General features: G+C 74.0%; 13 protein-coding genes. 5 read left to right on the top strand and 8 right to left on the bottom strand.

Annotation, left to right across the window (positions count from 1 at the left end; all coding sequences use genetic code 11):
- Both ACW0Q9_RS25240 and ACW0Q9_RS25235 read right to left on the bottom strand, forming a co-directional pair.
- A partial coding sequence (locus ACW0Q9_RS25240) for an NYN domain-containing protein (protein WP_456185382.1) occupies positions 1 to 484 on the bottom strand: 484 nt, incomplete at its 3' end.
- Positions 485 to 521: 37 nt separating this feature from the next.
- Entirely contained in the window at positions 522 to 749 is a 228-nt protein-coding gene (locus ACW0Q9_RS25235) for a hypothetical protein (protein ID WP_456185380.1), read from the bottom strand.
- Positions 750 to 897: 148 nt separating this feature from the next.
- On the opposite strand from ACW0Q9_RS25235, the gene ACW0Q9_RS25230 reads away from it, so the two are divergent.
- From ACW0Q9_RS25230 to ACW0Q9_RS25220, 3 genes are all read left to right on the top strand, one after another.
- Positions 898 to 2,043, top strand: a complete 1,146-nt coding sequence (locus ACW0Q9_RS25230; protein WP_456185378.1) for an FAD-dependent oxidoreductase — start codon at positions 898 to 900, stop codon at positions 2,041 to 2,043.
- 104 nt (positions 2,044 to 2,147) lie between these two features.
- Positions 2,148 to 2,918 carry a dimethylargininase gene (gene ddaH / locus ACW0Q9_RS25225; protein WP_456185376.1) on the top strand — a complete coding sequence of 257 codons (771 nt, stop codon included), beginning with the start codon at positions 2,148 to 2,150 and terminating at the stop codon, positions 2,916 to 2,918.
- A gap of 59 nt (positions 2,919 to 2,977) precedes the next feature.
- Positions 2,978 to 3,661 carry a hypothetical protein gene (locus ACW0Q9_RS25220; protein WP_456185374.1) on the top strand — a complete coding sequence of 228 codons (684 nt, stop codon included), beginning with the start codon at positions 2,978 to 2,980 and terminating at the stop codon, positions 3,659 to 3,661.
- A 271-nt stretch (positions 3,662 to 3,932) separates the two neighbouring features.
- On the opposite strand, the gene ACW0Q9_RS25215 is transcribed toward ACW0Q9_RS25220, so the two are convergent.
- Genes ACW0Q9_RS25215 through ACW0Q9_RS25205 form a run of 3 tightly spaced genes read right to left on the bottom strand, consistent with a single transcriptional unit; the run spans position 3,933 to position 5,951 of the window.
- The gene (locus tag ACW0Q9_RS25215) at positions 3,933 to 4,487 is read right to left on the bottom strand and encodes a dihydrofolate reductase family protein (protein ID WP_456185372.1); all 555 of its coding nucleotides are present in this window, start codon (positions 4,485 to 4,487) and stop codon (positions 3,933 to 3,935) included.
- A 55-nt stretch (positions 4,488 to 4,542) separates the two neighbouring features.
- The gene (locus ACW0Q9_RS25210; RefSeq protein ID WP_456185370.1) at positions 4,543 to 5,481 is read right to left on the bottom strand and encodes an RNA polymerase subunit sigma-70; all 939 of its coding nucleotides are present in this window, start codon (positions 5,479 to 5,481) and stop codon (positions 4,543 to 4,545) included.
- Positions 5,482 to 5,537: 56 nt separating this feature from the next.
- A complete protein-coding gene (locus tag ACW0Q9_RS25205) occupies positions 5,538 to 5,951 on the bottom strand; it encodes a nuclear transport factor 2 family protein (RefSeq protein ID WP_456185368.1) in 414 nt (137 codons plus the stop codon).
- Positions 5,952 to 6,113: 162 nt separating this feature from the next.
- Between ACW0Q9_RS25205 and ACW0Q9_RS25200 the strand changes: the two genes are divergently transcribed.
- The gene (locus tag ACW0Q9_RS25200; protein ID WP_456185366.1) at positions 6,114 to 6,629 is read left to right on the top strand and encodes a DinB family protein; all 516 of its coding nucleotides are present in this window, start codon (positions 6,114 to 6,116) and stop codon (positions 6,627 to 6,629) included.
- An 83-nt stretch (positions 6,630 to 6,712) separates the two neighbouring features.
- Here ACW0Q9_RS25200 and ACW0Q9_RS25195 read toward each other — a convergent pair whose 3' ends face one another.
- Both ACW0Q9_RS25195 and ACW0Q9_RS25190 read right to left on the bottom strand, forming a co-directional pair.
- Positions 6,713 to 8,299 carry a DHA2 family efflux MFS transporter permease subunit gene (locus tag ACW0Q9_RS25195; RefSeq protein ID WP_456185364.1) on the bottom strand — a complete coding sequence of 529 codons (1,587 nt, stop codon included), beginning with the start codon at positions 8,297 to 8,299 and terminating at the stop codon, positions 6,713 to 6,715.
- Positions 8,300 to 8,462: 163 nt separating this feature from the next.
- Positions 8,463 to 9,395: an AraC family transcriptional regulator gene (locus tag ACW0Q9_RS25190; RefSeq protein WP_456185362.1), complete on the bottom strand. Its 933-nt coding sequence runs from the start codon at positions 9,393 to 9,395 to the stop codon at positions 8,463 to 8,465.
- A gap of 81 nt (positions 9,396 to 9,476) precedes the next feature.
- On the opposite strand from ACW0Q9_RS25190, the gene ACW0Q9_RS25185 reads away from it, so the two are divergent.
- Positions 9,477 to 9,977: an anthrone oxygenase family protein gene (locus ACW0Q9_RS25185; protein WP_456185360.1), complete on the top strand. Its 501-nt coding sequence runs from the start codon at positions 9,477 to 9,479 to the stop codon at positions 9,975 to 9,977.
- 12 nt (positions 9,978 to 9,989) lie between these two features.
- Here ACW0Q9_RS25185 and ACW0Q9_RS25180 read toward each other — a convergent pair whose 3' ends face one another.
- Entirely contained in the window at positions 9,990 to 10,553 is a 564-nt protein-coding gene (locus ACW0Q9_RS25180; protein ID WP_456185358.1) for a DUF305 domain-containing protein, read from the bottom strand.
- Positions 10,554 to 10,662 lie beyond the last annotated feature (109 nt).

The raw sequence follows: 10,662 nt of genomic DNA, 5'->3' as shown, positions 1-10,662 counted from the left end.
GCGGCACGTCGACCCCTTCGAGGCGGTCGTAGAAGAGGAACTCGTCGCACGCGGGCGGCAGCAGCGCCGAGGTGGAGTTCTCCACGCCGACCCCGATCACCCGCTTGTTGAGCTCGCGGAGCTTGTGCACCAGCGGGGTGAAGTCGCTGTCCCCCGTGCAGATGACGAACGTGGAGATGTACCCCCGTTCGAAGGCCATCTCGACGGCGTCCACGGCCATCTTGATGTCGGCCGCGTTCTTTCGCGAGGCGCCCATCCGCTGCGGTATCTCGATCAGCTCGACGTGGGACCGGGTGAGCATCCGCCGGTCCTCGTCGAAGTACGACCAGTCGGCGTAGGCCCGGCGCACCACCACCCGGCCGCGCTCGGCGAGGGCGTCGGCGATCGGGCGGAAATCGAAGGGCCGGCCACCGTGATGGTCGCGCACGCCCAGCGCCAGGTTCTCGTAGTCGAGGAACAGCGCGATCCGGTCTTCCTGATCCACGCGGGCCAGCCTAACGGGGGTTGGCGGTCCGGACCGCTCAGCGCCGCCGCTCGTCCCGGTAGAGGGTGTCGCGGCGGGCCACGTGCTGGATGGCGTAGCTGGCGATCAGGAGCAGCAGGGCCAGCACGACCTCGACGCCGGCGACCGCGCCGTTGGCGACGGTGAGGCCGAGCAGCAGCAGGATCAGCCCGACCACGGCCAGCAGGCCGGCCAGGAGCAGGCGGTTCCGTCTCGCCGTCGACCGGCCCTGACCGCCAGTGCTCACCGCTTCCGCCTCTCCCCGGCTCCTCCCACCAGCCTAGGCGCTACGCCGGTACGCCCTCCCCCGGTTCGTCGAAGCGACGTCGGCGGCGACGCGGGGCGTATACCCACCGCCTGTTGACTTTCGATAGATTACGAGTGAGAGTCGATGCATGCCGACCGAGCGACGGGTCCCCCGGGCGGCTCCGGCGACCGTGGACGTGCTGGTCGTCGGGGCCGGCCTCGCCGGGCTGCACACGGCCACGCTGCTCGCGGAGCGGGGCCACGACGTGCTGCTGGTCGAACGGCGACCCACGCTCACCGGCGCGATCCGCACCACGGGGATCTTCGTGCGGCGCACCCTCGACGACTTCGCCCTGCCTCCCGAGTGCCTCGGGCCACCCATTCGACGCGTGGTGCTCTACCCGCCGGGGCTGCGCCACCGGGTGCCCCTGGTCAGCGCGCGCGACGAGTACCGGGTGGCCGACATGGCGCCGCTGTACGCCACCGCGGCCCGCGCCGCGGCCGACGCCGGCGTACGGATCGCGTTGGGCACCCGCTACACCGGCCGGCGGGACGGCACCTTCCTCCTGGCCGGTCGCGACGGGCCGGTCGCGGTCCGGGCGCGGTTCGTCGTCGGCGCCGACGGCGCCCGCTCCCGGGTTGCCCGCGACCTCGACCTGGACCGCAACCACCGGCTGCTGGTCGGCGCCGAGGAAGTGTTCGGCATCCCCGCCGGCGACGAGCCGCCGACGTTCCACTGCGTCCTCGACCCCTCGCTCGCTCCGGGCTACCTGGCCTGGGTGGTCAACGACGGCCGGCACGCCCACGTCGGCGTGGCCGGCTACGCCGACCGATTCCCCGGCGGTCTCCGGAGCGCTCTGGAACGGTTCGCCGCCTCGGCGCCCGGGCTGCCGGCCGTGGATCGCCCCGACGAGGTCGAGCGGCGGGGCGGCCCCATCCCCGTGGGTGGGGTGTTGCGCCGGATCGGCTGCGCCGACGGGCTTCTCGTCGGCGACGCGGCGGGCGCGGTCTCGCCGCTCACCGCCGGTGGTCTCGATCCGTGCCTGCGGCTGTCGGCGCTCGCGGCCGACGTCCTCGACGAGGCGCTGCGGGCGGGCCGCGCCGACCCGTTGACCCGCTACGACGGCGCCGCGCTCCGCGCCCGCTTCCGGGGACGGCTGATGCTGCGCCGGGCACTGGCCCAGGTGCGCACGCCCGCCGTCGCGGCAGCGGCGTTCACGCTGCTGCGCACGCCGCCGGGGCGGGCCGTGGCCCGCCGTGTGCTCTTCGGCGACGGGTCCTTTCCCGACCCGTGACCGGGGTTCGTCCGGGTCACGGTTGCCGGTTGCCGCCGGCGCCGGAGCACGAGCCGCCGACCGCCGCGCTTGAGCTGGCCGACGGTCACCGGCAGACTGGCGGCATGTCACGAGGTACCGCCCTGGTCCGGCGACCCAGCGGCCGGCTGGCCGAAGGGCTCGTCACCCACATCGAGCGCAGCGACGTGGACGTCGCGCGGGCCCGGCGTCAGCACGAGACGTACCGGGCCGCGCTCGCCGACGCCGGCTGGCAGGTGCGCGAGGTCGCGCCCGCCGACCACTGCCCCGACTCGGTGTTCGTCGAGGACACCGTCGTGGTCTGCGACGACCTGGCGGTGATCACCCGGCCGGGCGCGCCCGAGCGCCGGCCGGAGATCCCCGGCACGGAGAAGGCGGTACGCGAGGCCGGGCTGGAGGTCGTCCGCATCGACGCGCCCGCGACCCTCGACGGCGGCGACGTGCTGCAGATCGGCACCACGGTGTACGTGGGCCGGGGCGGACGCACCAACGACGAGGGCGTGGCCCAGTTGCGCGCCCACCTGGCGTCCCGCGGGCGCACGGTGATCCAGGTCCCGCTGCGCGAGGTGCTGCATCTCAAGTCGGCCGTGACCGCGCTGCCCGACGGCACCCTCCTCGCACTGCCGGAGCTGATCGACGCCACCCCGCTCCGCGGGCCGGTGCGCACGGTCGACGAGGAGGCCGGCTGCCACGTCGTACCCCTCGGGGGTGACCTCGTGCTGCTGGCCGCGTCGGCGCCGCGCACCGCGGCGCTCGTGGCCGACCTCGGCTTCACACCGGTCGTCGTCGACATCAGCGAGTACGAGAAGCTCGAAGGCTGCGTCACCTGCCTGAGCGTGCTGATCCCCGGACACTGACCCACCCGTCGCACACCTGGCCGATCGGCGAGAGTCGATCGCCGCCTATGCTCGCCGCCATGATCCGACCTCTGGCCGCTGCGGTGGCTCTCCTCGCCGTACTCTGCTCGACCGCGGCGTGCGACGCGGCTCCGGCCACGGGCGGGTCGACGCCCACGGTGTCCGCCACCGCGCTCGCCGCTCCCTCGCCCACCGACGGCGGCGCCGCGCAAGGGCTCCGCGACCGGTACGCCGCCTCGGGGCGCCTGGTCGGGCTGACCGAGGATCCTGCCCACCGGAGCGAGAAGCTCGACTCCGACGGGGTGGCGTGCGGCCGGCCGCTGCCACTGCTGGACCGGCGCCTGGTCGCCGTGGCGCGCGTCTTCGGCACCCCGGACGGCACCGCACCTCAGGAGTTCGTCGAGGTCGCCCAGGAGACCGTGGTCTACCCGACCGAAGCCGTGGCGGCCGATGCCGTACGGCAGGTCTTCGACCTGTTCGAGACGTGCGACCGGGACGTGGAGGCGGGGCAGGTGACCGACGGGCACACCGCCGCCGACCTGCCGGGCGGAGTCGGCGTGCCGGGCCGCGCGGTGACCGCCACCATGACGCTCCCCGACGGCACGCCCTTTCCCCACCGCTACGGCTGCGTGCACCATGGCCGGGTGGTGCAGTGCGTCGCGGTCTGGACCCGCTCGGAGGGGAACACCGCGGCGTGGTTCGAGAAGGCGATCATCGCCACCGGGACGGGGCTGCGCGCCTGAAACCCCGGCCTTTCACCGTTCCCGCGCGCATGCGCGGCCACCTCACCGCGGCCGTCTCCACCCCTCACCGTCTGCCTGTCCTGTCGAGCAGCCAGCGTTCGAATTCGACGGCGACGATGCGCTCGTCGTGCACGCCCGCCGCCTCCTCGGACGCCAGCCAGACGATGGGCGGGCCCATCACCGCCGGCTCCGCTCGAAGTCAAGGGCGGCCGGACCCGGCGCACGCCTGCCGCACCAGGTCACGGCAGCTCCGCACGGCACGTGGTGAGCGTCAGGGTGCGCGCCGGTACCGCGCGAGGACCGCGGCGCCCGCCTGCTCCGCCGACAGACACTCCAGGTACGCGGGCGGCCCGCCCGCCGGAAAGAGTCGCTCACCGGCGCGAAGGATCGTGGGAAAGGTGAGGAGCCGGTACTCGTCCACCAGGTCCTCGGCCATCAGTCGGCGCACGACGCTGAGGCTCCCGGTGACGATGATGTCGCGCCGCTCGCGTTTCACCGCGTCGACGAGATCGCCCTCGACGACCGCGGAGTTCGCCCACGCCGAGACGTCGGCGCGCGTGCGGGTGGCGACGAGTTTCGGCACCGCGTTCATCCGGGCGGAGAACGGGTCGTCACGGCCGGGCCAGAGCCGGGCGAACAGCTCCCAGGTGGTACGCCCCAGCAGCATGACTCCCTCGTCCAGCACGGCGCCGAGGCGGAACTTGTCCCCAGCGACCGTGTCCGGCCCGTGCCGAAAGGCCCAGCCACCCGCGGGCGTGCCCCCGGAGCCGTCCGGGTCCGACACGAAGCCGTCCAGGGTGACGAACTGAATGACGATGACGCTCACGATGGTGTCCCTCCGGTAGGTGCTCACCGGTACGTACCGGCGGCACCGGCCGGACTCATCGGGCCGGGCGGAACTCGTCGGAGGAAATCCGGGCGGGCAGGTTGAACGCCTCGAACACCCGCGGGTCGGCGAACACCACGTTGTGCGCGACCCGCCCGTCGGTGACGGTGAGGACCTGCACCGTGTGCAGCCGGTGCGGTCCCCCGGGCTCCGGCGCGTACGCGGCGAGCGCCGGCTGCCCGTTGGCCGTCAGCACCCGCACCTGCCAGCCGGTGCCCCGGGTCCGGAACACGCGATCCATGAACCGGCCGTAGTCGCGGCTGCCCCGGTACCAGAGCGGCACCGGCGGCATCTCCAGGACCGCCTGGTCGGTCAGCAGCCGCACCAGCCCGGGAACGTCGGCCGCCTCGAACGCCCGCACGTACCGGTCGACCACGGCGCGCACCCGCGGATCGTCCGGCTCGGTGACCTCGCCGACGTCACCCACGTCCGCGAGCGCGGCGCGGGCCCGCTGGAGCGCGCTGTTGACCGCGGCGACCGTGGTGCCCAACTGCGCGGCGACCTCGGCGGCGCTGAACTCCAGTACCTCGCGGAGCAGCAGCACGGCCCGCTGCCGGGCCGGCAGCGCCTGCGTGGCCGCGACCAGCGCGAGCCGCAGGTCGATCCGCGCCTCCGGTGCGACCCGCGCGTCCGGAAACGGCTGTAGCCACGGGACCTCCGGCGACGGGGTGAGCGGCGCCTCCGGATCGACGCTCGGTGCGCCCAGACCGGACGGCAGGGGCCGGCGCGCACGCCCCTCCAGCGCGGTGAGGCACGCGTTCGTCGCGATCCGGTAGAGCCAGGTGCGCTGCGAGGCACGAGCGGGGTCGTACCGGTCCCGCGCCCGCCACGCGCGCAGCATCGTCTCCTGCACGACGTCCTCGGCCTCGTGGAACGAGCCCAGCATCCGGTAGCAGTACGCCAGCAACTCACCCCGGTGCCGCTCGAAATCCACGCGCCCATCCTGGCCCACGCGCCGCCTCGGCCGCCGGGCGGGCGGGGACGGTCCCGCTACGCCGGCACGTCCTGCCACAGTTCGTTGAAGGCGATGCTGTCGAAGAAGGCGGTCCCCTCGACCACCTTGCCGTCCCGCATCCGCAGGAACCAGGCCACCGTGTCGGTGTACGTCGTGCCGATCGTGGTGGTGCCCGCGCCGTTCCACGCCACGACCACGGTCTCGGTGGCGCGGACCTCGTGGATGCCCCGGATCAGCACGGGCCGGAAGGGGTCCTCCGCCGTGAAGCGCGCCTCGAACGGCTTCAGCACCTCCTCGACGAACTGCCGGGTGGGCTGGTACAACCCGGCCGCCACGGAACGGCCGATGATCTCCCACCGCATGTCCTCGGCGAAGATGCCGGTGATGCTGCCGGTGCCGGCGGACCAGGCGGCGAAGGCGTCCGCGACGATCTCCCGGTTGGCGGTCATCCGCGGCTCCCCTCCTGTCCCCGCGGGCATCCCGGACGCCGGCCCGCACCGCCCATCCTGCGCCGCGGCGTCCGCGGCCGGAGACGGATTCGCCGGACTGTCCTCCTCCGACGGCCCGAGCGCGCCCCACCGGTCCGCCGGCACACCGCCTACGCTGAGCGCGTGGATCGCTGTGACGAGTGCCTGTTCGTCTATTCCGCGGTCGGCAGCGGGGAGCTGCCGCAGCGGCTGCGGGACGTGGCCGCGGGCTACCCGACCGCCCTGTACGGGGTGCCGGACCCGCGCCGTCGACCGGCCCCGGAGGTGTGGTCGCCGCTGGAGTACGCCTGCCACGTCCGGGACGTGTTCCGGGTCCAGGGCGAGCGGCTGGCGCTGGCGCTGCGCGTGGACGAGCCCGAGTTCCCACCGATGGGCCGCGACGAACTGGTGGTCACCGAGCGCTACAACGCGCAGGATCCGGAGCGGGTCCTCGCCGACCTGACCGCTGCCGCCGCGGAATTCGCCGCCCGCTTCGGGGCGCTCGGCGAGGCCGAGCTGGACCGCACCGGTGTCTACCCGTGGCCGCGGCGCGAGGCGCGGACGCTGCGCTGGCTCGGCCGGCACACAGTCCACGAGGCCGAGCACCACCTGCTCGACATCCGCCGCGCCACCGGTGCCGGGACGGCCGGCGGGGCCTGACGCCGGTTGGCGTCAGGCCCCGCGACGGCGAGCCTGCCCGGGTTCGGGCCGACGGGACGGTGCCCGGCGACCCGACCGGCCGGTCAGTGGATGGCGACCGGGGTCGGACGCTGCTCCTCCCCCGACCCGCCGTCGAGCAGGTGCGACGGCTCGCGCCGGCGCGGCAGCAGGGCGGCCGGGATGAAGGTGAGCAGCACCAGCCCGAAGCCGACCCAGAAGGTGGTCGCGAAGGAGCTGGCCGCGAAGTCGAGCCCGCGCTCGATCAGCGACGGCGGCACCGGGAACTGCTGGAGCAGCTCCGGCCGCAGCTGCGTGCCGATGGCCAGCGAGGCCTCGGTGACCGGCTTGCCGCTCGGGTCGGTCACGCCGGGGATCACCTCGGAGCCGTTCAGCCGGCTGGTGAGGATCACCGACATCACCGCGGCGCCGACCGAGCCGCCGATCTGCTGGAGGATGTTGACAAGCGTCGAGCCGCGGGCCACCTCTGCGGCGTTCAGCGTCTTCAGCGCCGAGGTCATGATCGGCATCATGGTGCCGCCCATGCCGAGGCCCATCACGAACAGCGAGCCGCAGAGCAGCCAGTAGGACGTGTGCGGGTCGACCTGGGTGAAGGTGAAGAACCCGGCGGCGATCAGCACCAGCGCGAACGGCACCGTCCGGCCGACCGGCACCTTGTCGGCCAGCATGCCGGCGATCGGCATGGTCAGCATCGCGCCGATGCCCTGCGGCGCCATCAGCAGGCCGGCGGTCAGCGTCGACTCGCCGCGGATCTGCAGGAAGTAGCTCGGGAACAGCAGGCCCGCGCCCATGAACGCGATGATGAAGACGAACAGGGTCACCGAGGCGATGGTCAGGTTGCGGTTACGGAACAGCCGCAGGTCGAGCAGCGGGTGCCGGGGCCGGAACGAGTAGAACACGAAGGCCACCACGAGCACGGCGCCGACCAGCATGGGCAGCCAGACGCTGTTGTCGCGGATCGTGCCGGCCTCCGGCAGCGAGGAGACGCCGTAGAGGAACAGCGCCAGGCCGGGCGAGAGCATCAGCATGCCGAGGAAGTCGAACGACTCCGACGGCTCGGGGTTGTCCTTCGGCAGGGCCAGCTGGGCGTAGATCAGGGCGATCAGGCCGATCGGCAGGTTGATCAGGAAGATCCAGTGCCAGCTGGCGGTGTCGATCAGCCAGCCGCCGAGGATCGGGCCACCGATCGGGCCGAGCAGCATCGGGATGCCGAGGACGGCCATCAGCCGGCCGATCCGGTGCGGGCCGGCCGCGCGGGTCATGATGGTCATGCCGAGCGGCATGAGCATGCCGCCGCCGAGGCCCTGGACCACGCGCCAGGCGATCAGCTCGCCGATCGAGTCGGCGGTCGCGCACAGCGCGGAGCCGATGGTGAACAGCGCCAACGCCACCATGTAGAGGCGTTTGGTGCCGAACCGGTCGGCGGCCCACCCGCTGAGCGGGATCACCGTGGCCAGGGCGAGGGTGTAGCCGGTCATCGTCCACGCCACGCGGGCGTAGGAGGCGTCGAACTCGTTCTGGAACGTCGGCAGCGCCACGCTCACGACCGTCACGTCGAGGATCGACATGATCGCACCGAGCACGACGACGCCGGCCACCTTGAGTACCGCGGCGTCGAGCTTGTTCGACGTCGCGACAGGTTGCTGGGTCACAAACAGTCTCCTGGTTCAGGTCCGGTCGGGGGCGCTGGCGGCGCCGCGCGCCCGTGCGGGCGCGGGGTGACGTGCGGTGGGGCGGCGTCCGGCAGGAAGCGTAGTCATGGGCTGCGACATCGTGCGGCCGGTTTAGCGGGATCACCGGCGCCGTGGACCGCGCTCAGGCCGTGGCGCGGTGGTCGCGGGGATTGACGCCGCGGACTCTCTTGAAGGCCGCGCTGAGCGCGAAAGGGCTGCTGTAGCCCACTCGGCGGGCCACCGAGGTGAGGGTCAGGTCGGTGTCGCGCAGCAGGTCGGCGGCGAGCGCGAGGCGCCAACTCGTGACGAAGGTCATGGGCGGCTCGCCCACCAGTTCGGTGAACCGGCGGGCGAACGCGGCCCGGGAGGCGCCGGTGGCGGCGGCGAGGTCGGCCACCGTCCAGGCCCGGGCCGGGTCGTGCTGGACCAGCCGGACCGCGCGGCCGACCACCGGGTCGGCGTAGGCCCGGTACCAGCCGGGCGGCTGTGCGCCGGGGCGGGCCAGCCAGGTCCGCAGCACCCCGATGACGAGCAGGTCGAGCAGCCGGTCGAGCACCGCTTCCTGCCCGGGGCCGTCCCGGTCCAGCTCGGCGGCGAGCAGCGCGACGACCGGCAGGTCGCCGTCGGCGGCGGTCAGCACCACCAGGGGCGGCAGGGCCGCGAGCAGGCCGGCGCCGACCGCGCCGCTGCTGGCGTACGTGCCGGTGAGCAGGGCGGTGGCCCCGTCCGGCCGGGTGCCCCAGGTGCGCAGGCCCAGCGCCATGGTCTCGGTCAGCTCCTGCCCGCCGAGGGTGGTGCAGCGCTGCTCGGGATGGATCACCACCTGTGGCGGCGTGTCCGGGTGGTCGGCCACCGTGTACGGGTCGGGCCCGCGCAGCACGGCCACGTCCCCGGGCTTCAGCAGCGCCGGCGCGCCGCCGTCGGGCACCACCCAGGCGCTGCCCCGGACCACCGTGGTGACGCTCAGCGGGGCGGCGTCGCGGACCCGGATCGACCAGGGCGGGTCCATCACGGTACGGAGCAGGAAGGCGTCCCGGGCGCGCAGCCCGCGGAGCACGTCGGCGAGGACGTCCACCCGGCGAGCGTAGACGCTCGCGTATGGCTCGCGGCGTTCCGGCCATGGAGCGTCCACCGCTCCCGGTGTCCAATGAACGCCATGATCGCATCGAACCTCCGGGCCGGCGTGCTGCTGCTGGCCACGGTGACCACGGGACTGACGGCGGGGCTCTTCGCGGCCTTCGCCTACGCGGTGATGCCGGGCCTGGCCCGGGTGGACGACCGGGCGTTCGTCGCCGGCATGCGGTCGATCAACCAGGCCATCCTCAACGGCTGGTTCGCGCTCTGCTTCGGTGGCGCCCTGGTCTGCTCCCTCGCCGCGGTCCTGCTGCACCTGCCCGCCGGGCGGCGCGGACCACTGCCGTGGCTGATCGCCGCCCTGGTGCTCTACGTGCTGGTGCTCGCGGTGACCGCGGCGGTGAACGTCCCGCTCAACGACCGGCTGGAGGCGGGGGCCGCCCGGCTGGCCGACCCGGCGGAGCTGCGCGCGGCGTTCGAGAGCACCTGGGTGCGCTGGAACGTGGTCCGTGCGGTGCTGAGCACCGCGGCGCTCGGTTGCCTCGGCTGGGCGCTGCTGGTGGCCCGGTCGCTGCCCGACTGACCGGCGATCCGGTCACCGGGCGCCCAGTTTCGCCAGCAACGCGACCTCGGCGGTGCGGGATCGCTCGATCCGGCCGGCGAGGTCGCGGACCCGGGTGCTGGTGCCGGCCTGGACCTGGGCGCGGGCCAGGTCGGCCGCGGTCCGCTGGTGCGCGCCGAGCACGTCGAGCAGCACCCGGTCGACCTCGCCGGGCGGGGCGGCCCGCAGCCGGGCCAGCCCGGCGGCGGCGTCGCTGTGCCCCGAGTGGTCGTGCCGCTCGGCGGCCGCCACCGCGGACGGGCCGGCCTCGCGCAGCCAGCCGCGCATGGTGGTCAGCTCGTCGGTCTCGGTGGCCCGGACGGCGGCGATCAGCGTGCGGATCTCCGGGTCGGTGCCGCGGTCGAGCCCGACCTGGACGAGTTCCAGGGTCTGCTCGGTGTGCGCCACCATCATGGCCAGGAAGAGCGCGTCGATGCCGCTGGTCGCGGTCTCGGCGGCCGGCCCGGGGCGGGTCGCGGCGGTGGGCGCCGGCTGGCCGGTGCAGCCGGTCGCGCCGAGCAGCACGGCGAGCAGGACGACGGCGAGCGGGTGGCGCATGCCGGCCCTCCGATCCGGGGTACGGCGGGTGCCGGGTGCGGCGCACGCGGAGCGTGGCCGCACCCGTCCGGTCAGATCTGGAGCCACAGCGCCGGCACGTTCGGCGGTT

The organism is Micromonospora sp. I033 (assembly GCF_053890995.1).
The sequence above is the reverse complement of the archived record's forward strand: the minus strand, read 5'-3'. Positions and strand labels throughout refer to the sequence as shown.

Bases quoted from the DNA above. Each gene is read 5' to 3' on its own strand.
- ACW0Q9_RS25180 (WP_456185358.1), bottom strand. From the start codon at position 10,553: ATGCGCCACCCGCTCGCCGTCGTCCTGCTCGCCGTGCTGCTCGGCGCG.
- ACW0Q9_RS25230 (WP_456185378.1), top strand. From the start codon at position 898: ATGCCGACCGAGCGACGGGTCCCCCGGGCGGCTCCGGCGACCGTGGAC.
- ACW0Q9_RS25205 (WP_456185368.1), bottom strand. From the start codon at position 5,951: ATGACCGCCAACCGGGAGATCGTCGCGGACGCCTTCGCCGCCTGGTCC.
- ACW0Q9_RS25185 (WP_456185360.1), top strand. From the start codon at position 9,477: ATGATCGCATCGAACCTCCGGGCCGGCGTGCTGCTGCTGGCCACGGTG.
- ACW0Q9_RS25220 (WP_456185374.1), top strand. From the start codon at position 2,978: ATGATCCGACCTCTGGCCGCTGCGGTGGCTCTCCTCGCCGTACTCTGC.
- ddaH (WP_456185376.1), top strand. From the start codon at position 2,148: ATGTCACGAGGTACCGCCCTGGTCCGGCGACCCAGCGGCCGGCTGGCC.